General features: G+C 38.6%; 20 protein-coding genes and 3 pseudogenes. 16 read left to right on the top strand and 7 right to left on the bottom strand.

The genetic code is table 11. The features are described from left to right. Position 1: 1 nt before the first annotated feature. Positions 2–1,009 (bottom strand): cytochrome d ubiquinol oxidase subunit II, encoded by a 1,008-nt coding sequence (gene cydB, locus FY048_RS06920; protein ID WP_309455528.1) that lies wholly within the window; start codon positions 1,007–1,009, stop codon positions 2–4. Continuing rightward, positions 1,002–2,447: a cytochrome ubiquinol oxidase subunit I gene (locus tag FY048_RS06915; protein WP_446090627.1), complete on the bottom strand. Its 1,446-nt coding sequence runs from the start codon at positions 2,445–2,447 to the stop codon at positions 1,002–1,004. Before FY048_RS06915 ends, cydB begins: the two co-directional genes overlap by 8 nt. Before the next feature lie 648 nt (positions 2,448–3,095). Here FY048_RS06915 and FY048_RS06910 point away from each other — a divergent pair. The 4 genes and pseudogenes from FY048_RS06910 (at position 3,096) to FY048_RS06895 (ending at position 8,553) form a co-directional block, all read left to right on the top strand. Next, on the top strand, positions 3,096–3,914 hold the full coding sequence (locus FY048_RS06910; RefSeq protein WP_446090626.1) for a hypothetical protein: 819 nt from the start codon (positions 3,096–3,098) through the stop codon (positions 3,912–3,914). Between the two features lie 117 nt (positions 3,915–4,031). After that, a complete protein-coding gene (locus tag FY048_RS06905) occupies positions 4,032–5,327 on the top strand; it encodes an acyl-CoA dehydrogenase family protein (RefSeq protein ID WP_446090625.1) in 1,296 nt (431 codons plus the stop codon). Between the two features lie 177 nt (positions 5,328–5,504). Next, positions 5,505–6,895: pseudogene (locus tag FY048_RS06900) on the top strand (LLM class flavin-dependent oxidoreductase). A 194-nt stretch (positions 6,896–7,089) separates the two neighbouring features. Beyond that, a complete protein-coding gene (locus tag FY048_RS06895) occupies positions 7,090–8,553 on the top strand; it encodes an MFS transporter (RefSeq protein ID WP_446090624.1) in 1,464 nt (487 codons plus the stop codon). 60 nt (positions 8,554–8,613) lie between these two features. Here FY048_RS06895 and FY048_RS06890 read toward each other — a convergent pair whose 3' ends face one another. Next, positions 8,614–9,798, bottom strand: a complete 1,185-nt coding sequence (locus FY048_RS06890) for a hypothetical protein (RefSeq protein ID WP_446090623.1) — start codon at positions 9,796–9,798, stop codon at positions 8,614–8,616. Positions 9,799–10,239: 441 nt separating this feature from the next. On the opposite strand from FY048_RS06890, the gene tauA reads away from it, so the two are divergent. The 4 genes from tauA to tauD are packed head-to-tail and all read left to right on the top strand — an operon-like array spanning position 10,240 to position 13,840. Further along, positions 10,240–11,280 carry a taurine ABC transporter substrate-binding protein gene (gene tauA / locus FY048_RS06885; protein WP_446090622.1) on the top strand — a complete coding sequence of 347 codons (1,041 nt, stop codon included), beginning with the start codon at positions 10,240–10,242 and terminating at the stop codon, positions 11,278–11,280. A 9-nt stretch (positions 11,281–11,289) separates the two neighbouring features. After that, positions 11,290–12,084, top strand: coding sequence for a taurine ABC transporter ATP-binding protein (locus FY048_RS06880; RefSeq protein WP_311080130.1), 795 nt, complete (start codon positions 11,290–11,292; stop codon positions 12,082–12,084). Continuing rightward, the gene (gene tauC, locus FY048_RS06875; RefSeq protein ID WP_446090621.1) at positions 12,081–12,950 is read left to right on the top strand and encodes a taurine ABC transporter permease TauC; all 870 of its coding nucleotides are present in this window, start codon (positions 12,081–12,083) and stop codon (positions 12,948–12,950) included. The genes FY048_RS06880 and tauC overlap by 4 nt, the downstream gene beginning before the upstream one ends. Before the next feature lie 8 nt (positions 12,951–12,958). Continuing rightward, the gene (tauD, locus tag FY048_RS06870) at positions 12,959–13,840 is read left to right on the top strand and encodes a taurine dioxygenase (RefSeq protein ID WP_446090620.1); all 882 of its coding nucleotides are present in this window, start codon (positions 12,959–12,961) and stop codon (positions 13,838–13,840) included. A 69-nt stretch (positions 13,841–13,909) separates the two neighbouring features. On the opposite strand, the pseudogene FY048_RS06865 reads toward tauD, so the two are convergent. After that, positions 13,910–14,062: pseudogene (locus FY048_RS06865) on the bottom strand (aspartate/glutamate racemase family protein); the annotation flags it as partial. Here FY048_RS06865 and FY048_RS06860 point away from each other — a divergent pair. Then, a pseudogene (locus FY048_RS06860) lies at positions 14,049–14,326 on the top strand (FCD domain-containing protein); the annotation flags it as partial. The pseudogenes FY048_RS06865 and FY048_RS06860 sit on opposite strands and share 14 nt — an antisense overlap. Positions 14,327–14,365: 39 nt before the next feature. On the opposite strand, the gene FY048_RS06855 reads toward FY048_RS06860, so the two are convergent. Then, positions 14,366–15,256: a LysR substrate-binding domain-containing protein gene (locus FY048_RS06855; protein ID WP_446090619.1), complete on the bottom strand. Its 891-nt coding sequence runs from the start codon at positions 15,254–15,256 to the stop codon at positions 14,366–14,368. Positions 15,257–15,452: 196 nt separating this feature from the next. On the opposite strand from FY048_RS06855, the gene FY048_RS06850 reads away from it, so the two are divergent. The 3 genes from FY048_RS06850 to FY048_RS06840 all read left to right on the top strand — a co-directional run bounded on the left by FY048_RS06850 (position 15,453) and on the right by FY048_RS06840 (position 18,543). Continuing rightward, positions 15,453–16,139: a hydrolase gene (locus tag FY048_RS06850; protein WP_406522100.1), complete on the top strand. Its 687-nt coding sequence runs from the start codon at positions 15,453–15,455 to the stop codon at positions 16,137–16,139. Between the two features lie 310 nt (positions 16,140–16,449). Beyond that, positions 16,450–18,324, top strand: coding sequence for an amidohydrolase (locus FY048_RS06845; RefSeq protein ID WP_446090618.1), 1,875 nt, complete (start codon positions 16,450–16,452; stop codon positions 18,322–18,324). A 57-nt stretch (positions 18,325–18,381) separates the two neighbouring features. Next, positions 18,382–18,543 (top strand): DUF1427 family protein, encoded by a 162-nt coding sequence (locus FY048_RS06840; RefSeq protein WP_000784879.1) that lies wholly within the window; start codon positions 18,382–18,384, stop codon positions 18,541–18,543. Positions 18,544–18,612: 69 nt separating this feature from the next. On the opposite strand, the gene arsC is transcribed toward FY048_RS06840, so the two are convergent. After that, positions 18,613–19,041, bottom strand: coding sequence for an arsenate reductase (glutaredoxin) (arsC, locus tag FY048_RS06835; protein ID WP_446090617.1), 429 nt, complete (start codon positions 19,039–19,041; stop codon positions 18,613–18,615). Positions 19,042–19,125: 84 nt separating this feature from the next. Between arsC and FY048_RS06830 the strand changes: the two genes are divergently transcribed. From FY048_RS06830 to arsH, 4 genes are read left to right on the top strand one after another with little or no spacing between them, the layout of a single operon-like run. Continuing rightward, positions 19,126–19,455, top strand: a complete 330-nt coding sequence (locus tag FY048_RS06830; RefSeq protein ID WP_250374289.1) for a metalloregulator ArsR/SmtB family transcription factor — start codon at positions 19,126–19,128, stop codon at positions 19,453–19,455. 4 nt (positions 19,456–19,459) lie between these two features. Beyond that, the gene (locus FY048_RS06825; protein ID WP_446090616.1) at positions 19,460–19,933 is read left to right on the top strand and encodes an arsenate reductase ArsC; all 474 of its coding nucleotides are present in this window, start codon (positions 19,460–19,462) and stop codon (positions 19,931–19,933) included. A 10-nt stretch (positions 19,934–19,943) separates the two neighbouring features. Continuing rightward, positions 19,944–20,990, top strand: a complete 1,047-nt coding sequence (arsB, locus tag FY048_RS06820) for an ACR3 family arsenite efflux transporter (protein WP_446090615.1) — start codon at positions 19,944–19,946, stop codon at positions 20,988–20,990. Then, on the top strand, positions 20,977–21,690 hold the full coding sequence (gene arsH, locus FY048_RS06815; RefSeq protein ID WP_198495985.1) for an arsenical resistance protein ArsH: 714 nt from the start codon (positions 20,977–20,979) through the stop codon (positions 21,688–21,690). The genes arsB and arsH overlap by 14 nt, the downstream gene beginning before the upstream one ends. A gap of 64 nt (positions 21,691–21,754) precedes the next feature. Here the strand turns inward: arsH and FY048_RS06810 are convergent, their stop codons facing one another. Next, positions 21,755–22,654, bottom strand: a complete 900-nt coding sequence (locus FY048_RS06810; RefSeq protein ID WP_446090614.1) for a LysR family transcriptional regulator — start codon at positions 22,652–22,654, stop codon at positions 21,755–21,757. Positions 22,655–22,713 lie beyond the last annotated feature (59 nt).

Here is a 22,713-nt window from a genome sequence, read left to right as displayed (position 1 = left end):
TTTAGTGATAGCCTTCATCACCTACACGAACTTTGTCTCTGAATACCCAGTAAGACACAATGGTGTAAGCAATAATGATTGGAATCAGAATCAGTGCGCCAACCAAAGCAAACATCTGGCTGGAGTGAGGGGCCGCTGCCTGCCAAATAGTCACTGATGGCGGAATAATATATGGCCATAAACTAATGACGAAGCCTGTAAATGCAAGGAAGACTAGAGCCAGTGTATATACAAATGGCTTGAGGTCATGTTGCTGCTTTTTACACGCTGATAAAATCAGGCCGACAAACAATAAGACCAAAATAGGCACAGGGCTAAAATAAAACAGGTTTGGTAAAGAGAACCAGCGATCTGCAATTTCAGGATGGGTCAACGGCGTATATAAACTTACGCCACCAAAAATAATGAGCAGTGCAATAATCAGCTTTGGCATAAGCTCATACATACGTTGCTGCAGGCCTTTTTCAGTTTTTAAGATGAGCCATCCACATCCTAAAGTGGCATACATAGCGACTACGCCAATACCTGTAAAGATCGTAAATGGAGATAACCAATCAAGTGATCCACCCGCATAAATACCATTTTCGGTTTTAATCCCTTGAATATAAGCACCCAAAATAATCCCTTGGAGAAAGCTAGTTAAAATTGAACCCCAGATAAAGGCTAAATCCCAAAGATGTTTAGTGCGATGGGCTTTGAAACGGAATTCAAAAGCAACGCCACGGAAAATCAGGGCAATCACCATGAAAATGATCGGTAAATAGAGTGCTGATAAAACTGTTGAATAGACTAGTGGAAATGCAGCATATAGACCGGCACCGCCGAGTACCATCCACGTTTCATTACCATCCCAGACAGGAGCCACGGTATTCATCATCACGTCACGTTCTTGGCTGTTCTTAATGAATGGGAACATAATCCCGATTCCTAAGTCGAAGCCGTCCATGACGACATAAATCATGACACCTAAACCGATAATACCGACCCATATTAAAGAAAGATCAATCATGACGGTTCTCCCCAGAGTTTTGTTTGCTGTCAATATTTTCATCGACTGCACTAAGTGGACGCATTGGTGTTTTAAAGTGTCCTACGCCACCAGTTTCAACATTTGGTGTATCAATAAATGATGGGCCTTTGTTAATTAGTTTTAAGGTGTAGTAGATACCACTACCAAAAACGATGGTATAGACCACCACAAAAATAAACAGACTCAGTCCGACTTGTTCTGCGGAAACCGTATGTGAAAGTCCATCTTTAGTTCGCATAATGCCGTACACAACCCACGGCTGACGGCCAACCTCAGTGGTTACCCAACCTGCAAGCATTGCGACATAACCAGAAGGTCCCATCACTAAAGCAAATTTATGGAACCACGAAGTTTCATAGAGTTTTCCGCGTTTACGTAGCCAAAGTGCAATTAAAGACAAGGTGACCATGAGTACACCAAGGCCCACCATCACACGGAAGCTCCAGAAAACAATTGTTGAATTGGGACGATCTTCAGGTGCGAAATCTTTTAAGCCTGTCACTTGGCCATCTAAGCTATGCGTTAAAATTAAGCTACCCAAATATGGAACACCCACTTCGAAGTGGTTACGTTCCTCTTTCATATCTGGAATTGCGAATAACAATAAAGGCATAGGCTCATTGTGATTGGTTTCCCAGTGACCTTCCATTGCCGCAAGTTTGGCAGGTTGATGTTCACGAGTATTCAAACCATGATTATCGCCAATCACTACTTGCAAACATGAAGTCACAAGCACCATCCAGAGACCCATCGAGAACGATTTTTTCACTAATTCATCACGACGGCCTTTTACTAAATGCCATGCAGATGTTCCGACGACCAATAATGATGAAACCAAGAAGGCTGCTGCACCCATGTGGGCAAAGCGGTAAGGGAAGGACGGGTTAAAGACAATTGCAAACCAGTCTTTTGGCACAATAATGCCATTTTCGATGGCAAAGCCTTGAGGGGTCTGCATCCAGCTATTGGAAGATAAAATCCAGAACATGGAAATACATGTTCCGATGGCAACCATAAGTGTTGCGAAGAAATGGGCTCGAGGACCAACACGTCCCCAACCAAATAACATAATGCCTAAGAAACCTGCTTCTAAGAAGAAGGCACTCAAGACTTCATAGGTAAGTAAAGGACCCGTAATACTTCCGGCGACACGTGAAAATTCACTCCAGTTAGTACCGAACTGGTAACTCATGACCACGCCCGAGACCACACCCATACCAAAGGCAACGGCAAAGATCTTAATCCAGTATTTAAATAGATCTTTATAAATCGGGTTTTGGGTTCTTAACCATTTCCACTCTAGCACTGCTAAAAAGCAGGCAAGACCGATGGAAGTGGCCGGAAAAATAATATGGAAGGATACTGTAAAAGCAAATTGTATTCGCGCTAATTCTAGAGCGGTTAGACCGAGGCTCATAAACTTTCCCCCTGTGAACTAGCTGATGATGATTAAATGAGTTAAATACTTATTTTCAGGCAATAAAGTATTTTGACAATTGAACTTACTTCTGTGATAAATGTTCTTAGCAAGTAAAATGCCAACAGGGTGAAGTAATATAATTGCTTGATATTTCAAGAGAATAGACCGATTAATTGTTCTCAATCTGTTAACAAAGTTTATGCTTGATGTTGCATTTGTAAAAATGCATGTTGCATTGAAACATTGATGAAATATCTGACGATGCACCATAGATCGTTTCATGAAAACTACCTACCTTAAGAAGCTTTCTTAATCATGCACTCGCTAATTTTGTATATCTAGATACAGAAATTTTTTATAAAACTATAACAGTCTGGAGCAATTGTGAGGTGTGCTATAGTTTTTTTTCAATTATCTGTAGCTATATATCCATTCACCTAAAGTCCAAAATAAATGAACAAGATTTACGAATGGCCAAAATCATCGTTATAAACAACATCAATGCGACTTTGGTTTTTATATAAGCGCAGGATAAATTACTTCTTTTTTATTCCCTTGTTGTTTTGTGTGAGGTCTGGTTGTTACGTAGGTTATTAAAGACCTGATTTAAGTGTAGCTCTTCTAAAATAGCTTGGATGTTAAAAAATGTTTACTACTTCTCAACTCAATGTCCTGCATAAAATTATTAAAAATCAGCCTATTCCAGCGTCTATAATGGCTCAATTAGAGCAGACCTATGTTAACTTCGAAGCAACTTTATTAAGAGCGAAGGTTCTCAGAGACTTTTCTAAATCTCAAACTGTATATTTAATTCAATCTCATATTCACCTAAAGCAAAGCAGTGTTGCTTACCTATTTTCACCTTTTATATTTGCCAATTTAAATAAAGCAGCCATTTACACAACACCCGCGACAGCGCCTGTGCTTTCTATTCTTAATAAATATTATCAAGCTGAAAAAAAGGTACTTTTCAAGATCGATGACGTTCTAGAAAGCTTAAAAATATATATAGATTTAGAGTTGGCAGAGCTGAGTGAAGTTGAATTTATTTATTTAAGTTTAATTAAAGCACTGTGTCGAAGCGATATCTCTACCGTTTTTTTAATCACCGATTTAGATATAGATTTAGAACATTTGAAAGAGCTTGAGCAGTTCTTAAAAGTCAAAATCTATTGGATTAACCTCAAAATAAATGATGATTTAAAAGATATAAATGAATTGGAAATGCGTAAATTATTATTTAAAAATAAAGATGATACCTACGTGAAATTATGTGCGAAATTTGCTCAAATGAATGCAGAGCTTGTCGGGTTGTGTGACACCTTCACGACGCCTCAAATGACGCATTTAATTGATGATATGTTCTATTCAGAGCATATTTTCGAAAAATTATCGGTCTATTCAGAATATATGCAAACCTTATTGCAAAGTCAGCATAGTCTTCAAAAGAAAGAGTTAGCTTAGTGTTTGCAGGCATTTTCTGGCGTTATATAAAGAATGAATACAGTTATAAAAAAATAATCGTTTTCATGTGAAATAAATATTTTATGGTAAAAGCAAAGCAATATTGGTTTTACATAAATGACAAATTTAAATTTTGAGCATCATCTCGGTTCACTAACGCATGCTGCACTTAGTCAGGCTTCAATCATTTCTCGGGTGTGGGGACAAGGACCTTCTGAACGTTATGATGAGTTGGCAAAAAATTTCAGACCGACTTTTGCGCGTATTAAAGAAGGGGCTTTAATCCGTGAGCAGCAGCATATTTTGCCTTATGAACAACTTCAGTGGCTCAAAGATATTGGTTTTACACGGTTAAGACTTCCCAAAGCTCATGGTGGTTTTGATGCAACTATTCCTGAATTATTTGCATTGCTCATTGAACTTGCAGAGGCCGATTCAAACTTACCGCAAGCTTTGCGTGTGCATTTTGGTTTCACTGAAGATGTCTTGGTAAGTAAAGATAAAGCATTTCAACAGCGTTGGCTTAGCCGAATTGCAAATGGAGAAACGGTGGGTAGTGCATGGTCTGAAGGCGGGAAAGAGTCAATTGATCAGTTCGAAACTCATTTGTATCGAGACAGTGAAGGAAAAATTCGCGTTAAAGGTAAAAAATATTACACCACAGGCAGTCTTTATGCAGACTGGGTGGACGTTGGTGTAACAGACTTAAAGGGTGAATCTGGCTCGGTCGTTGTCCGCCGTGAAGATGAAGGTGTCGAAATTGTTGATGACTGGAATGGCTTTGGTCAGCAACTCACCGCAAGTGGTACAGCATATTTCCATGACGTATTGGTCGATGAAACTGAAATTTTACCTGATGATGATCGTTTTAAATATTCAGCGGCTTACTATCAATTGGTTCAACTGGCAATCATTACAGGTCTAGGACGTGCTGCAACCTATGAAGTTTCTCAAGCTGTTGCTAAACGTACTCGAAACTACACGCATGCAAATGCTCAATTTGTAAAACAGGATCCGCAGATTTTACAAGTCGTAGGCCAAATTCGTGGCGCGGCTTACAGTGCAGGGGCGATTGTTGAAAAAGTTGCACAAAGCTTACAGCGTACTTACTTGGCTGCATTTCAAAATAATGAGCAGCTTGAAGAGGAGCAAAATGCACTTGCCGAGCTTGAAAGTGCACAGTCTCAAACGGTCATTACCGATCTAATTTTAAATGCTTCTACAATTTTATTTGATGCTTTAGGTGCTTCTGCAACAGACAAAGATTTAGGCCTAGATCGATACTGGCGTAATGTACGAACTTTATCTTCACATAACCCTAGAGTATTTAAAAATCGAATTGTCGGTGATTTTAGTGTAAACGGCACATTACCTCCGTATCAATGGCGAATAGGGAATGTTGCTAAACAATAAATTATAGTTTTAGATATTAAGCTGCTATTTTTAGTGGCTTAATATTATTTTGATTGTTTAAATTAAATTATAAAAATCTATTAGAATAAAATCATATTTTGTTTGGGGTTTATATTATAAAGAAAACATAAAAATTGCTTTAGTATAAAAATTAAATAAAATGCTGGTTGATATTTTATGACTAAGAAAATTAGTTTTAATGCTTTTGAAATGAATTGTATTGCCCACCAATCTCCTGGATTATGGCGACATCCTCAAGACCGATCTGTTGAATATAAAGATTTAGAATATTGGACAGATTTAGCACAAATTCTTGAGCGTGGTTTTTTTGACGGTATTTTTATTGCAGATGTACTTGGTATTTATGACGTTTATCATCAAAGTGCTGAACATGCCTTAACCGGTGCAGTACAAGTTCCAGTCAATGATCCGCTACAGATTGTGCCAGCGATGGCAGCAGTCACAAAGCACTTGGGTTTTGGTGTCACGACCTCTATTTCCTTTGAACATCCTTATCCTTTTGCTAGACGTATTAGTACGCTAGACCATTTAACCAAAGGACGAGTGGGATGGAATATCGTGACGTCTTATTTGGAAAGTGGTTCGAAAAACTTGGGCCTAAAAACTCAGGTTAATCATGACAATCGTTATGATATTGCTGATGAATATTTAGAAGTCCTTTACAAACTTTGGGAAGGGTCTTGGGAAGAAGGTTCGGTACTTCGTGACCGTGAAAGCGGTATCTTTGCTGACCATAATAAAGTGCATCCAATTCAGCACGAAGGTAAATACTTTACTGTGCCGGGTATCCATATTTGTGAGCCATCACCGCAGCGAACGCCAGTACTTTATCAAGCAGGCGCATCCTCACGTGGGCAGAAGTTTGCTAGTCAAAATGCTGAGTGTGTATTTATTGCAGCACCGTCTAAAATTGCCACTAAAAAAGTGGTACAGGGCATTCGTCAAAAATTGGCTCAAGAAGGCCGCGACCCGTACTCAGTTAAAATTTATGCGCTTTTGTCGATTGTCACTGATGAAACCGATGCAAAAGCACAGGCTAAGTTTAAAGAATATCAAAGCTATGGAAGCTACGATGGCGCTTTAACCTTGCTGTCTGGCTGGTCTGGTGTCGATTTTTCACAATATCAACCAACTGACAAAGTTGAATATATTCAAACCAACGCCATTCAATCTTTACTAGATTCTTATGTAAATGCAGATCCGGAACGTGTTTGGACCATTGAAGAAATTGCAAATTGGAACAGCTTAGGCGGTAATGGACCTGTGTTAGTGGGTTCGGCAGAAACCGTTTCGGATGCTTTACAGCAATGGGTTGAAGATACCGATGTCGATGGCTTTAACCTTGCCTATATTTGGCGCATCAAACCTTTGCTGATGTGGTCGAATTTATTGTTCCAGAGTTGCAAAAACGTGGGGTATATCAAACCTCATATGCACAAGGAACATTAAGAGAAAAATTATTTGGTGCTGGGCCATATTTGCCTGAAAATCACCGCGGTGCAAAATATCGTAATCTAAAAGAGTTAAAACTTGCTGAGGCGAGTTAATATTTTGCAAAGCCTTTAAATAAAAAGCTGGTTAAATACCAGCTTTTATTTTGTCTTTTTATATCGGTTTTACTGCTGAGTTAATAATGAAAAGATAATTCTATAATTGAGATTAAAACATCAGATTAATTTGTTTTTATATGGTGTGAATAATCATTATTTTGTTTCTGTTATTAAAGTTCAGGAATTATTAAGTGAGCACACAAGAACTCGATCATAACCATCGTTATGAAATTAAATCTCCCGATGATGTTTCACAATTAATTTCAAAATTTGCAGGGAAGGGTAAATCGAATAAAGTTATTTGGTTGGCACTGATTGGGGTATTTATTGATGCCTATGATTTAACAACGCTGTCGTTTGGTATTGAGCAAGTTATCTCAGAGTTTTCTTTAAGCCCTGTCATGACAGGGGTGGTGGCTTCAGCAATTGTCTGCGGAACCATTGTTGGTAACCTGATTGGTGGTTGGCTGACAGATAAAATTGGCCGTTATCGAGTCTTTATGGCAGACATGGTGCTCTTTGTCATTGCGGCAATTGTCGCAGGCTTTGCACCGAATGTATGGGTTTTGATTTTAGCCAGATTTATTATGGGGATTAGTGTTGGTATTGATTTGCCTGTGGCAATGTCATACTTATCTGAGTTTTCTAAATTTAACGGGAGTGGCAATAAGGCAGCGCGTTTAGCCGCATGGTGCCCAATGTGGTATGCCGCTTCTTCGGTGTGTTTTGGTCTGGTTTTGGCGCTTTATTTTCTTTTACCATCTGAGCATAGCAACTGGTTATGGCGAGCATCTTTAATTTTTGGAGCAGTGCCAGCATTACTCATTATTTTTATTCGCGGTAAATATTTAACTGAGTCACCAATCTGGCTTGCAAACCAAGGTGATTTAAAAGGGGCAGCTCAAGTTCTACAAGAGTCCTATGCAATTAATGCAGTCGCTACAGTTGAAAAAGTAGAAAGAACTGCTGAAAAGAAAAGCGAGGGTTTTGCAGTTTTATTTAATAAAACCTATTTGCCAAGAACGATTGTGGCCATTGTGATTCACATTTCGGTGGCATTTCAGTACACCACCATTGCTTTCTTTTTGCCTTCTATTTTAACGCGTTTCTTTCATACTGATGTCTTGACGACCATTACTACAACACTCGGACTCAATTTGCTATTTGCATTTACGGGCGGGCTGTTAGGCGTATTTGTTGCTAGCAGATTTAAATCTCGTCATGTGTTGCTTACAGGCTTTTTACTCCAGTTTATAGCCCTCATTGCATTGGCATTAATTGGTGAACCCGGTAATAGCTTTTTACTCTACACCGCAATTGGCATGCTCGGGCTTTGGCTTTTTGCCGAAGGTTTTGGGCCAGGTGCACAAATGATGGTTTATCCAACCATGGCTTATCCAGCTTCGATTCGTGGTGTTGGTGTTGGCTTTAACCGTGCCGTAACGGGGATTGCTCAAGCAATTGCTTTGTTTGTTTTACCGATCTGGATGGCGGGATATAAAACCGATGTTTACCTGATTATTTCTATTTTTGCGTTTATTCCTTTAATTGTGATTGGGCTACTGATTAAGTTTGAGCCTACTGCACAAGATGTCGATGTGATTGATGAAAATAGTCCAGAACTTCCACTTAATAATTCACCTGTAATTGATTAGCTAAATCTAAATCTTTAGATAAAAATAAAGGCCAACATGTGTTGGCCTTTATTTTGTGGGTTAGAAATAGTAAGCAAAAATCACAAACGCTTTTTTATTCCATTTATCATTGGTTCCACCAGCTGCCAGACCTTCGCTATCACCTAAGTATGGGTCATGTTTGCCAACTAGCAACTCGGCTTGTACTGTCAATTTTTGATAGTTAAAGGCAATGCCGGGAATAAAACGGGTGGAGTCTTTAAAGCCATCTTGTTCTTTTCGATAAGAACTATAGTTTAGGTAAGGACGAACAGAGGCAATTGGGCCAAACTGCTGAGGAAATAAATAGCTGAGTTCGGCTGAATAAATCTGACCTTTGGTTGCAGAGTTAAATGAATAATCGAAACCCCCTAAAGTCAGGTGGTCTTTATATTCAGTGTCGGCATTATCAATGTCTTGATAACCAGCCAAAAGCTGTAAATTCCATTGGTTATAATTGGTATTGCTAAAAACCGAATAAAGTTGGCGATCGCCATCTTGTCCTGAACGTTTGTTTTCAATGGTGGAATACCATGCAGAGGCACCAAGTTGGGTAGAGAAATTTTCTTGGCCTAGAACATTTTTAAAGGTATGAGCACCGCGAACAACAATGGAGTTCTTTTCTTTGGTATTGGTGCCTTGCGGTACAGAGTCATCCGCATTGACAGGGTTGATACTAAATCGACTTGAGTCTTTGCTTTTACCTCTATAGGTGCCACCATCGGTAGGGTAAAAGGCGAGTTGTGCTTCATTGATTCCATCATTGAAGTCATATTTCACCCCAAGGTTATGCACATCTTCCCAACCTGCACTATTGGCAATCCCTAAGTAATAAGTATTTCCCCAAAAGCGACCCAAGCCAAAAGGAACGGGGTTTAAGCCAGCAATAATTTTACTGTTGTCATTAATTTTATAACCCATCCATGCATCGGTTAGCCAATTGGCATCGCCTAAACGCCCGTAATATTCATAAACCCGATAATCTAAACGACCAATCCATTTCGGGGAGTTGTAGTCCAACCATAATACTGCGTCGTTAAAGGAAAATTTGCTCGTAGAAGGTTCAGAGTCAAAATCATAAACATATTTAGCCCGAACAGTACCACTCACTTTAAGTTGGCCTTCTTCAGCATTACCAAAGGTAAGGGCTGCATGACTTGAAAGGCTGAATGTAATTAAAGTCGTTGCGATGAATATTTTTTTGAAAGTTTTAGAATGTTTAAACAAAAGATTCTTTCTCCTCTTAAAAAATAAAAATTAAATTTGCGTCATGTATAAACCAGAAAAAGATTTGTCCAAATCTCAATATTTGCAGAAGATTAAAGATAAAAAGATAATAAAATCTGTGCTTTATATAAAATAATGAAAATTAATTAGATGCAAAACTCTGGTTGCGATAAGCAAAAACAAAAATGATGAAATGAGTAGGATAAAATAATTAGAGGGTGTATGTCAGGTGTTCATCATCATGTATTTTTTGAATATCGTTTTTAATTATTGATATATAAGTATTTTAATTTTACCTCTAACCTGTAAGTTTGTTTGATATTTTCTTTTTACCAAAAGATAAAAACTTATAAGGAAAAGTTATTTATAAAAATTAGATAAGCAACTCATATTTTTTTATTTTTCATTATAAAGCCAGCTGCATACCATGAGCTTATATTATTGAAAGATCATGAAATTATGAGCACAAAGACCAAACCGTTGATTATCACGGCAATTGTGGTTGTAGCAATTGTTGCATTTATCGTATGGCAAAATAAGAAAGACAATAATACAAGTGCTTCAGTTCGCGACAGCAAACCTGTCATCATTGCCTATCAAACAGGGGTAGACCCAAGCAAAGTTGCGCAGGCCAATGGGGAATATGAAAAACATAGCCAACGTAATATTCAATGGAAAAAATTTGATGCGGGTTCAGACGTTGTCAATGCACTTGCTTCAGGTGATGTCGTACTTGGCAATATTGGATCAAGTCCACTTGCAGCTGCGGCAAGCCGTGATTTACCGATTGAAGTATTCTTAATTACTTCAAAACTTGGTGCATCTGAAGCATTGGTAGTAAGTAATAAATCAGGTATTAAAAGCCCTCAAGATTTAATTGGTAAAACCATTGCAGTACCTTTTGTTTCAACTACGCATTACAGCCTATTGTCTGCGCTTAAACATTGGAACATTCCAGAAGACAAAGTAAAAATTATTAACTTGCGTCCACCTGAAATTTCAGCTGCTTGGGAACGTGGTGATATTGATGCTGCCTATGTATGGGAACCAGCTTTAAGTAAAGCTAAAGCATCTGGCACGGTTTTAACCGACTCAAAACAAGTCGGCGAATGGGGCGCTCCAACCTACGACTTATGGGTTGTACGTAAAGACTTTGCAGAGAAAAATCCTGATTTCTTAAAAGCTTTTGTTAAAACCACACTTGAGCAATTAGAAAAATATAACCAAGACCCAGCTGCTTACGTTAAAAATGCCGATAACGTTGAGAAAATTGCTCAGTTAACAGGTTCTGATCCAAAAGATATCCCACTTTTATTAAGTGGAAATATTTACCTAGATCATGCTCAGCAAAAACAAACCTTAGATGGCGAGTTTGCGCAAAATATTTTTGATACAGCGAAATTCTTAAAAGGTCAGGGCAAAGTCGACCAACTGAAAGCCGATTATAAAGGCAATGTGAACTCTTCATTTTTGCAGCCTTAAGGAGTTGTCATGAGTGTATTAGAAGCCAAACATATTCATCTGACTTTTCCTAAACAGCAGAAGCCAGTTTTACAAGACATTAACCTAACGATTGAAGAAGGTTCTTTAACCGTCATTTTAGGTGAGTCGGGTTGTGGCAAAACAACTTTGCTTAATATCTTGGCTGGTTTTCAAAAGCCAAGTTCCGGTGATGTGCTTGTAAATCATGAAGTGGTAAATGGGCCAGATGTAACCCGCGCTGTGGTGTTTCAGGATCATGCATTACTTCCTTGGTTGAATGTTGCAGATAATGTTGGCTTCGCTTTGCAGTTGAAAGGTTTAAAGCGTGCTGAGATCGAAGCGCAAGTGAGTGCAATTTTAAAAATTGTAGGTTTAAGTCACGTTGAAAAAGCTAATATCTGGGAGCTTTCCGGTGGTATGAAACAACGTGTTGGTATTGCCAGAGCTTTGATTAGTCACGCGCCGTTTATTTTATTAGATGAACCTTTTGCTGCATTAGATGCTTTTACACGTGAAAACATGCAGCAGTTAGTGCTTGATTTATGGATTCAGCAAAATAAAAGCTTCTTTTTAATTACACATGACATTGAAGAAGCATTATTGCTCAGCAATCAGTTAGTTCTGATGACAGCCCATCCAGGCAAAATTGTAGAAACTCTACATCTCGATTTTGCTAATCGATATCGTCAGGGCGAGTCTATTCGCTCAATTAAATCGGACCCTCAATTTATTCAGCTCAGAGAGCAGCTATTTGAAAGTTTAAGGGCACAAAAACAAAGCGGTAAGGAGGCGTTAACCACATGAGTACTAAAGATAACGTCTATGAATATGACAAAGCAGGGCTAAAACTTAAGCCAGATGTGCAAACAGAAAATGCTTCATTTCTATCGTCATTTTTTGAGAAACATCGAACTCTTGCGGTAAGTTTTATTAGTGTGGGAAGTGTTGTTGCGATCTGGTTTCTCATTACTGCTTTGCATGTGGTACCTGAACTGTTTTTACCTAGCCCACAGGCAGTATGGCAAAAATTTATAACGGTAAGCCAAGAAGGCTTTATGAAGGCTACTTTGTGGCAACACTTAGCAGCCAGTATCTCTCGTGTATTTTTAGCTTTGATTGCTGCCGTGGTGATTGGTGTTCCCTTAGGTTTATGGATGGGGCTGAACAAATGGGTTCGCGCTGTTCTTGATCCTTTAGTTGAATTATTACGTCCAATTCCGCCGTTAGCTTATTTACCCTTACTCGTAATTTGGTTCGGTATTGGCGAAACCACAAAAGTACTTTTGATTTTCTTCTCGATTTTGGCGCCTGTCATTATTAGTAGTGCACATGGTGTGTTGAGCCATCAGCTTAATCGTGAGCGTGCGGCATTGTCGCTAGGGGCAAGTCAGACACAAGTATTTTGGCATGTCATTTTACCAACAGCTTTACCTCATATTATTACCGGTATTCGTATTGGTCTTGGGGTAGGTTGGTCAACATTGGTTGCAGCGGAGTTGGTTGCAGCGGACCGTGGTATTGGTTTTATGGTGCAATCGGCAGCACAGTTCTTAATTACTGATACGGTGATTCTGGGTATTATTGTGATTGCGATTGTCGCAGTTAGTTTTGAGCTGTTTTTACGTTGGTTACAAAAACAGTTTTCTCCTTGGTATGGTCAGCAGTTGTAGTAAAGAAGATGAATACAGTAGTAGCAAACTTAAATATTGAAGTGATCAAGCCTACGATTGGCGCAATTATTCACGATATTGATTTGAATGCGTTAAATGAACAGACAACGCAACAAATCCAGCAGGCTTTGCTTGATCATCAGGTCATTTTTTTTCGAAAGCAACAATTAGCACCTCAAGCACAAGCAGACTTGGCACGTAGTTTTGGCACCTTACATGTACACCCGATTTATCCTTCAATTGAAGATGTACCTGAAGTCATGGTGCTCGATAGTTGGAAACAAGATTTGCGTGACAATGAACTTTGGCACACAGACGTGACTTTTAGTAAGACTCCACCATTGGGTTGTGTGTTACAAGCCATCAAAATTCCACCTGTAGGCGGTGATACGTTGTGGTCGAGTAATACCGCAGCTTTTAAAGGGCTTACACTTGAGTTACAGCAAAAATTACGTGGCTTAACTTCAACACACGATATTCGTAAGTCTTTTCCACTTGAACGTTTTTCAAATAACGATGAAGAGCGTGAAAAGCTTTTGCAAACCTTTAAGCGTAACCCGCCAGTGGTTCACCCCGTTGTGCGTACCCATCCAGTCACAGGTGAGCCTTTGTTGTTTGTAAGCGAGGGTTTTACCACTCGAATTAATGAATTACCTGAACAAGAAAGTGAGCAATTACTTAATTTCTTATTTGAACATGCAACCCAAGAAAAGTTTCATTTGCGTTGGAAGTGGCAAGATGGTGATGTCGCTATTTGGGATAACCGTTGCACACAACATAAAGCATTATTTGATTATGGCGATGCCCATCGCATTATGCACCGCGCGACCATTAATGGTGATGTACCGTTTTATAAAAAAGAACAACAGCCAGAGTTAGCAGAGGCTTAATTCTTTTAATTGTCTTTGTTTCAATTCCAACGTAGGGTTTTGAGTTGGAATTGAAACAATAATTCATCTCTAGTACGTTCCAAAACCTGACAATATGCCTGTGTAGTTCTTTACAGGAGGTGAGGCCCAATCTCCAATCTTGCTGGTTTTTAAATTTAATTGAACTAACATTTCAGCTTGTTTTACTGCTGCGGTAACACCGTCAATAACGATCATGACCAGCTATTTGCAAACACTTATTGCAAGAACTTCGTTATTTATTGGGTTATATGAAATTCCAAAACATAATAACTGTTCGGCAGATGAACATCGCGCCATTTTAGATGCCATTGAGCAAGGCGATGAAAAACGAGCAATTCAACTGATGGAACAACATTTAGAACACTACGCAACGACATTTATTGAAGAAGACAGCCAACGTCAGCGGAGCACAATTTATTAAATTTATTTAAAAATAAGAAGATTGAAGCTACGCAAACCAGCTAAAAATAGGGGGCCAATTCTTATAGAAAAGGCCCAGATTGCTTATTTTATAGGAACGATTTGATGGGTTAAAAAATCAATAAATAGTTTTACTTTCTTCGATAAAATTTTACGGTTTGGCCATGTCACATATAAGTGAAGTGGTTGACTGGTATAGTCCTCCAAACATTTCTGTAATTTGCCTTCTTTGTAGTAAGGCTCTGCAATAAACTCGGGCAGAAAGACGATACCGTGATCTTTTAAACACATATCTAATAATAATTCACCATTATTACAGGTCATGACTGGGAAGCAATTGAAGGACACTTCTTTTTGATCTTTTTGGAAAATCAATTTCTTATGTCGACTATCTTGATAGTAAATAAGAAATTTATGTTCTTTAAGTTCTTCTAATGAGTCTGGTAATCCATGCTGATTGAAATACTCAGGTGTTGCATATAGATAGCGCTGATAGGTATTTAATATTTTACTGTTTGCTAGATTGGGAGGAGAGCCATCGACACGAATGGTTAAATCAAATTTATTATTATTCATATCTAATAGTTGATCAGTCATGAATAAATCAATTTTAATGCTGGGATATTTCTCAATAAAGTCTGAAATGATATTTTGAAGAAAAATATTGCTAAAAGACATTGGCGTATTAAGCTTGAGTTCACCTTCTGGGTACTGCTGGTTATAGCTAATTTCGTAGGCAGCCCATTCAAACTCACTTAAAATGACTTTACTATGCTGATAAAACTTTTCTCCACAAGAGGTGAGGTTCATCTGCCTTGTGGTTCGGGTTAACAGTGTAGTTTTTAGGTCATTTTCAAGGTAGCAAACACGTTTGGCCACTAAGTCACGAGAGATGTCGAGTGCTCTGGCTGCGCTACTAAAATTCCCATGTTCTACGACACTTACAAAAGTGGAAATACAGTCTAATCGATCCATGGATAAGCAAAAGTTAAAAAAATATATATCAATGATTAAACTATAAAAATTAAAAAGCAATGATTGATTTTATTGTATTCGTACAGCATACAGATTCGTGCCATTTTGCTGTCTATGCTTTTACATTTTTATTTGTTTTGATAATAAGCACAAGGCAATTTTAAAAGCCTTAAATAATGAATAATGGAGTTTACCCATGAATAAATCACTTTTAGAACAACTATCACCAACGAATTGTCAGGTTATTTTTATTGATCATCAGCCACAAATGGCTTTTGGGGTACAGTCAATAGATCGTCAAGTATTAAAAAATAATACGGTAGGGTTAGCAAAAGCAGCTAAAACATTCAATATTCCTGTCACCATTACTACGGTCGAAACTGAAAGCTTCTCTGGTCATACCTATCCAGAACTTTTAGATGTATTTCCAGATGCTCCACTTTTAGAACGTACTTCAATGAATTCATGGGATGACCAAAAAGTACGTGATTCGCTTGCAAAAAATAATCGCAAAAAAGTGATTGTTTCAGGTTTGTGGACCGAGGTGTGTAATAACACTTTTGCTTTTGGTGCCATGCTTGAAGGTGATTATGAAATTTATATGGTCGCGGATGCTTCAGGTGGTACATCGAAAGAGGCACATGACTATGCCATGCAACGCATGATTCAAGCAGGTGTTGTTCCGGTAACTTGGCAACAAGTATTACTTGAATGGCAACGTGATTGGGCACACCGCGATACCTATGATGCTGTCATGGCAATTGTACGTGAGCATTCTGGTGCTTATGGTATGGGCGTTGATTATGCCTATACGATGGTACATAAGGCCCCTGAACGTACAACATCAAAACACGAAGTATTTGCACCAGTTCCAGCAAAATAAGAAATAGTTGAGTTAAGGGTATTTTGATATTAAGTTGATTTATTCGATTTTTGACTATATTTGATAAGTGGAAAAGCCATCTGCAACTGTTCGAGACAGGACAAAATCTGAAAAAAGATTGTAATTGAACGAGTTTTGCAGATGAATGGTTTTGGTTACTTTTCCCGAAAGAAAAGTAACACAATTAACTACTCTTATTGAATGTAAAAGCGGTCAGACTCCGTCGTGTAAAATCAAAAAGAATAATGAAATAAATATGTTGTTATACCTTTATTTTTTAGAACGATAATTCACAAGAAAGGAGTTCAGAATGACCGAAATAAACCTCATACTCAAAAACGGTAAAATCACCACACTAGATCCTAAAAGCCCAGAAGTCCAAGCGATTGCCATTGCGGATGGTAAAGTCGTATGCACAGGCACAAATGATGAAATTATGAAGTTGGCAACAGCAACGAGCAAAGTCGTAGACTTAAATGGTCGTCGCGTTATACCGGGTCTAAATGACAGTCATCTGCACATTATTCGTGGTGGCCTAAATTACAATATGGAGTTGCGTTGGGAAGGTGTGCCATCCGTCGCTGATGCTCTACGCTTACTCAAAGAACAAGCCGATAATACCCCAGCTCCTCAATGGGTGCGTGTGGTTGGCGGTTGGACCGAATTCCAGTTTGCTGAAAAGCGTTTACCGACTTTAGAAGAAATTAATAAAGCTGCACCTGATACCCCCGTCTTCGTTTTACATTTATATGCTAGTGCTTTGCTGAACCGAGCTGCGCTTGATGTATTGGGCTTTAACAAAGACACCCCAGACCCGCCCGGCGGCAAAATTGTACGGGATGAAAAAGGTGAGCCAACAGGTCTGTTGCTCGCAACGCCATCCGCTATGATTTTATATTCAACTTTGGGCAAAGCACCAAAACTGCCAGTTGAAGATCAAGTCAATTCAACTCGTCATTTCATGCGTGAGCTGAACCGATTAGGCATTACTTCTGCAATTGATGCAGGTGGTGGCGGACAAAACTATCCTGAAGATTATGATGTGATTAAGCAATTACACGATCAAAATCAAATGACAGTGCGAATTGCATACAATCTATTTGCTCAAAAGGCAGGCCAAGAGCTTGATGATTATCGCCGTTGGACAGAAATGACATTTCCGGGCGATGGTGATGAACTATTTAGAATGAATGGAGCAGGTGAGAACCTGACTTGGTCGGCGGGTGACTTTGAAGATTTCTATGAACCACGTCCAGATTTACCAGAAAAAATGGAAGGTGAACTCGAAGCCATTGTTGAACATCTGGCTGAAAAGAAATGGCCATTTCGTATTCATGCAACCTATGATGAAAGTATTAATCGTTTGCTCAATGTATTTGAGAAAGTAAATGCCAAACAGCCATTTGCGACCCGATTTATTATTGACCATGCTGAAACGGTATCTGAGCGTAATATCGAACGTATTGGTGCATTGGGCGGTGGTATTGCCATTCAACACCGGATGGCATATCAAGGCGAAATTTTCGTAAAACGCTATGGTGCTGAAGCTGCTCAGGAAACTCCACCAGTCAAGAAAATGCTTGAGTTAGGCGTACCTGTGGGCGCTGGAACAGACGCAACACGTGTAGCTTCGTATAATCCTTGGGTGTGTTTATATTGGCTAAGTACAGGTAAAACAGTCGGTGGTTTGCCACTCTATGATGAAAAAAATCTGTTAGATCGCCAAACTGCACTCAATCTGTGGACCAAAGGTTCTGCATGGTTTTCAGGTGAAAAAGATGTCAAAGGCTCATTAACAGCAGGGGAACTTGCAGATCTGGTTGTGCTGTCCGATGACTACTTTAAAGTTGAAGCAGAAGATATCCAATGGATTGAGTCTGTGCTCACTGTTTTGGGCGGAAAAGTGGTATATGCGGGAGCAGAGTTTAAGCAGGATGATCTGCCATTACCACCAGCATCACCAACATGGTCGCCAGTAAAACGCCTCGGTGGTCAGTGGCGTTTATCTGAAAATCGTAATGCACCATCTAATCAGTCATTACAGTCACAAAGTGCATTGTGTGCATGCGCCAGCAGTTGTGGCATGCATGGACATAGCCACTCATGGATGTTGGATGTCCCTGTAAATGATAAAGATAAAAAATCCTTCTGGGGTGCACTCGGGTGTTCTTGTTTTGCATTTTAAATAAAACAGTTTGGGAACCTGCTTCGTTAAATGGTTTGCTTCCCTAAGGGATGTACGATGAAAATGTACTTGTTATCTTTGGCTGTAGGGTTGCTTGTTGGTGTCTTATATTACGTTTTAAATGTTAAGTCACCAGCTCCACCTCTTGTTGCGTTAGTCGGATTATTAGGCATGGTAATAGGAGAGCAACTGCTTCCTTTTATCAAATCCTATTTTTAATCCGTTTCATTCAGAAAAAGCTAAATGGTGTCATGCCATTTAGCTTTTTATATTAATAAGTATCTTCAATTACTTTATACGACTGCCTTGTTCATCAATAATCACTTCACCATCTTCTTTTGCAAAATAGCCTAAGTTTTTTGAACCTAAAATGTCGAGCACCACTTCAGAAGGGCGGCAAAGTCGTGTGCCTTTTGGTGTAACCACGAATGGGCGATTAATTAAAATTGAATATTGCACCATAAAATCAATTAACTGCTCATCGGTCCAATGGGCTTGTTCTAACTCTAAATCTTTATATGGATCAACATTTTTACGAATGGCTTCACGTACAGTTAAGTTTGAATCCTTAATGAGTTGAATCAATTCATCTTTACTGGGTGGTGTTTTTAAATATTCAATAACAATAGGTTCAAGCCTTGCACGACGAATAAGTGCCAAAGTATTTCGTGAGGTTCCGCAAGCAGGGTTATGGTAAATCTTCACTAGCTCAGTCATGGTAAATTCAGGGTTGAATTAAGATATTGCATTTATATATGGATATCCGTATATTTGCAATAACGAATATATTCTGTTGAAGATATGATCAACCAAGTCGATTTCTTTAAATGTCTATCTGACCAAACTCGGTTAAACATTCTTAAATTAGTTCTAAATAAACAAAATATTTGTGTCTGTGAGCTAACTGAACAACTGGATTTGAGCCAACCTAAAATTTCCAGACATTTAGCTTTACTGCGTACCCACGGTATTTTACTAGACACGCGGCAAGGGCAATGGGTGTATTACAGTGTCAACCCTGATTTACCAAGTTGGGCCGTTGAAGTTTTGAAAATTATAGGAAACCAAGATGAAAGTTTAGTGAATCAATCATCTTCACAGTTTTCTTCTATTTCAACTTATTGTGAGTAAGACCATGAAGTTCTTATTTTTATGCACTGGAAACAGTTGCCGTAGCATTTTGTCAGAAGTTTTATTTAACAGTCGTGCACCAGAAGGTTGGAAAGCTTACAGCGCTGGCAGTAAACCATCAGGACATGTTCATCCACTCACGCTCGAAACGCTTGAAAATTTAGGTCTTTCAACAGAAGGCTTATGGAGTAAAAATATTGATGATTGTGAACAATATCAACCAGATGTTGTGATTACGGTCTGTGATTCTGCTGCACAAGAAGCCTGCCCACTTTATTTAGGTGGCGCAATCAAAGCACATTGGGGACTGAGTGACCCATCACATCTTGATTTGCCAAAAGAAGAAAAACTCAAAGCTTTTCAATATACAGTGAATCATATTAATCGTCGTTTAGATGCCTTGTTTGCTTTAGATGTGGCACATTTAAATCGGTCACATTTGATTGCTGAGATTAATAAAATCTCTAATATTGAGTAAGAGAGCCGAGATGACTAAGCAAAAGCTTTCTTTTTTAGACAGGAACCTAACGCTATGGATTTTTATTGCCATGGGTTTAGGGGTGGCAATAGGTGTTTTCTTTCCTCAAGCCTCGGTTTCTTTGAATCAACTTAGTGTAGATAACGTCAATATTCCGATTGCAATTGGTTTAATTTTAATGATGTACCCACCTTTGGCAAAGGTAGATTACGCAACTTTACCCGAAGTATTTAAAGATAAAAAAACGTTGGCTTTGTCTTTAGTACAAAACTGGTTAATTGCTCCAATTTTGATGTTTGCTTTAGCGATTATTTTTCTGCATAACTATCCGGAATATATGACAGGTCTAATCCTGATAGGCTTGGCACGTTGCATTGCAATGGTATTGGTATGGAACGGTTTAGCATGTGGGGATAACCAATATGTTGCTGCTTTAGTTGCTTTTAACAGTATCTTCCAGATTTTATTCTTTAGTACTTATGCATGGCTTTTCTTAACTTTCTTGCCGCCGTATTTTGGTGTGGCGGGTCAAGTCATCGATGTGAATTTCTGGACCATTACCCATGCTGTATTGGTGTATTTAGGTATTCCATTTTTAATGGGTTTTCTAACGCGACTCATTTTAGTGGAAGCAAAAGGATTAGATTGGTATCAAACTAAATTCTTGCCAAAAATTAGTCCAATTAGTTTGATTGCATTACTTTTTACCATTGTGGGGATGTTCAGCTTAAAAGGTGGTGATGTGGTGAGCTTACCTTTAGATGTGCTGCGAATTGCAATTCCACTGACGATTTACTTTGTGGTGATGTTCTTCATTAGTTTCTTTATGAGTAAGCGTATGGGAAATAACTACCCACGTACCACTGCCATTTCATTTACCGCTGCGGGTAACAACTTTGAGCTCGCTTTAGCCGTTGCGATTGCAACATTTGGTTTAGCGTCACCTGTAGCATTTACTACAGTCATAGGACCATTAGTTGAGGTTCCGGTTTTAATTTCACTCGTTTCAGTTTCTCTTTGGCTCAAGAAAAAGTATTTCTCACATGAACAGTCTTAACAATGATTTATCAAATGTAGCGTTAAATCTTTTAGATAAGCCTACCTTTGAACAAGTGCAAGCACAGCAACTTGAACATCCACCACGCATTTTATTGCTATATGGGTCTAATCGTGAGCGTTCTTATAGCCGTTTTGCTGTGTTGACGGCTGGCCGAATTCTTGAATATTTAGGTGCCGAGGTCAAAATTTTTCATCCTAAAGGTTTACCTTTACCAGAGGATGCAGCAACAGATCATCCTAAAGTGCAAGAGTTGCATGAGCTTTTGGCTTGGGCAGAAGGTATGGTGTGGTGTTCACCAGAACGTCATGGTGCGATGAGTTCGATTTTAAAAGCTCAGATTGATTGGATTCCCTTAGCTGGCGGAGCAATTCGTGCAACTCAAGGTAAAACTTTAGCTGTTATGCAGGTTAGTGGAGGTTCTCAATCTTTCAATGCTGTGAATCAAATGCGCATTTTAGGGCGCTGGATGCGTATGATTACGATCCCGAATCAGTCTTCAGTTGCTAAAGCTTTTTTAGAATTTGAAGAAGATGGAAGTATGAAACCATCCTCTTACTATGACCGAATTGTCGATGTAATGGAGGAACTCTATAAGTTCACTTTATTAACACGTGGACAAAAACAATATCTGACAGATCGCTATTCGGAACGTAAAGAATCGGCAGAAGAATTATCTAAACGAATCAATCAAAAATAGTAGATTTATCACAATAAAAAAGTGCTCACTTTAGAGCACTTTTTTATTGATATTTAATGCGAATTTAGATGGTAGGTAATAATGTTTGTAAGAGGTCAATAAAATTTGCCACTTTGGCTGAATTTTCATTTTCTCTTGTAATTAAGTAAAGAGGAGCATTAAGTTTTATTGAACTATCAAATTCGCGATAAACAATTTCATGGTTCCAGAAATTATGCATTGAGGCTGGTACAATAGTTATACCAATTCCAGCAGCGACTAAATTTAATGTTGCGGTAGGTCGAGGTGCTTCCTGAATAATACGTGGGCTAAAACCTGCTTGATAACAACTATATAAAATATTGTCATATAAACCTTGTCCTGAAGAACGACGGTATAAAACAAAATTTTCATCTGATAAGTCACTTGAACTCACTTTTTCTTTATGTGTAAGTGGATGCCCTATAGGCAATGCCACCACCATTGGCTCATCTAGTATGTGAATATGTTTTAATCCAATATCGCGACTAATAGGTGCTCTTAGAAAAGCGATATCAAGCTTTTCCGAAATTAATCGATCTAATTGTTTTTGGCTGCCTGCTTCTTCAAGTTTGGTTTGTACCTTTGGATAGATTTCCCGATATGAACGTAATACTAATGAAATAAGTGGGTGCAAGCCTGCGGAACTTGTAAAACCAATATTGAGTTGTCCAGTTTTACCTTGGCTAACATCTTGAACTAATTTTGGAATCTGTCTGGCATGTTCTAATAAAATTTGTGCTTCTTTAAATAATGCTAAACCTGCTTCGGTTGGTTCAATTCCACGAGGCTGGCGAATAAGTAATTGTGTACCAAGCTCTTCTTCAAGTTTTTTGAGTAAACGCGTTAAAGGAGGCTGTTGAATAAATAGCCGGTTTGCTGCATGAGTAATGTTTCTTTCTTCGACGACCACAACAAAGGCATGAAGCTTGTGCAAATCGAGCATAGAAATACCTTTAGAGTATGGTTAACGAAAATAAAAGCATTTGTAGATATGTCATAAAA

The sequence above is a fragment of the Acinetobacter sp. 1124_18A genome (genome assembly GCF_052824995.1).
Note: the sequence above shows the minus strand (reverse complement) of the source record. Positions and strands in the feature narration are given on the sequence as shown.

Excerpts from the sequence above, each read along its gene's own strand:
- cydB (WP_309455528.1), bottom strand. The coding sequence starts at position 1,009 with ATGATTGATCTTTCTTTAATATGGGTCGGTATTATCGGTTTAGGTGTC.
- FY048_RS06915 (WP_446090627.1), bottom strand. The coding sequence starts at position 2,447 with ATGAGCCTCGGTCTAACCGCTCTAGAATTAGCGCGAATACAATTTGCT.
- FY048_RS06910 (WP_446090626.1), top strand. The coding sequence starts at position 3,096 with ATGTTTACTACTTCTCAACTCAATGTCCTGCATAAAATTATTAAAAAT.
- FY048_RS06905 (WP_446090625.1), top strand. The coding sequence starts at position 4,032 with ATGACAAATTTAAATTTTGAGCATCATCTCGGTTCACTAACGCATGCT.
- FY048_RS06880 (WP_311080130.1), top strand. The coding sequence starts at position 11,290 with ATGAGTGTATTAGAAGCCAAACATATTCATCTGACTTTTCCTAAACAG.
- tauC (WP_446090621.1), top strand. The coding sequence starts at position 12,081 with ATGAGTACTAAAGATAACGTCTATGAATATGACAAAGCAGGGCTAAAA.
- tauD (WP_446090620.1), top strand. The coding sequence starts at position 12,959 with ATGAATACAGTAGTAGCAAACTTAAATATTGAAGTGATCAAGCCTACG.
- FY048_RS06855 (WP_446090619.1), bottom strand. The coding sequence starts at position 15,256 with ATGGATCGATTAGACTGTATTTCCACTTTTGTAAGTGTCGTAGAACAT.
- FY048_RS06850 (WP_406522100.1), top strand. The coding sequence starts at position 15,453 with ATGAATAAATCACTTTTAGAACAACTATCACCAACGAATTGTCAGGTT.
- FY048_RS06845 (WP_446090618.1), top strand. The coding sequence starts at position 16,450 with ATGACCGAAATAAACCTCATACTCAAAAACGGTAAAATCACCACACTA.
- FY048_RS06840 (WP_000784879.1), top strand. The coding sequence starts at position 18,382 with ATGAAAATGTACTTGTTATCTTTGGCTGTAGGGTTGCTTGTTGGTGTC.
- arsC (WP_446090617.1), bottom strand. The coding sequence starts at position 19,041 with ATGACTGAGCTAGTGAAGATTTACCATAACCCTGCTTGCGGAACCTCA.
- FY048_RS06830 (WP_250374289.1), top strand. The coding sequence starts at position 19,126 with ATGATCAACCAAGTCGATTTCTTTAAATGTCTATCTGACCAAACTCGG.
- FY048_RS06825 (WP_446090616.1), top strand. The coding sequence starts at position 19,460 with ATGAAGTTCTTATTTTTATGCACTGGAAACAGTTGCCGTAGCATTTTG.
- arsB (WP_446090615.1), top strand. The coding sequence starts at position 19,944 with ATGACTAAGCAAAAGCTTTCTTTTTTAGACAGGAACCTAACGCTATGG.
- arsH (WP_198495985.1), top strand. The coding sequence starts at position 20,977 with ATGAACAGTCTTAACAATGATTTATCAAATGTAGCGTTAAATCTTTTA.
- FY048_RS06810 (WP_446090614.1), bottom strand. The coding sequence starts at position 22,654 with ATGCTCGATTTGCACAAGCTTCATGCCTTTGTTGTGGTCGTCGAAGAA.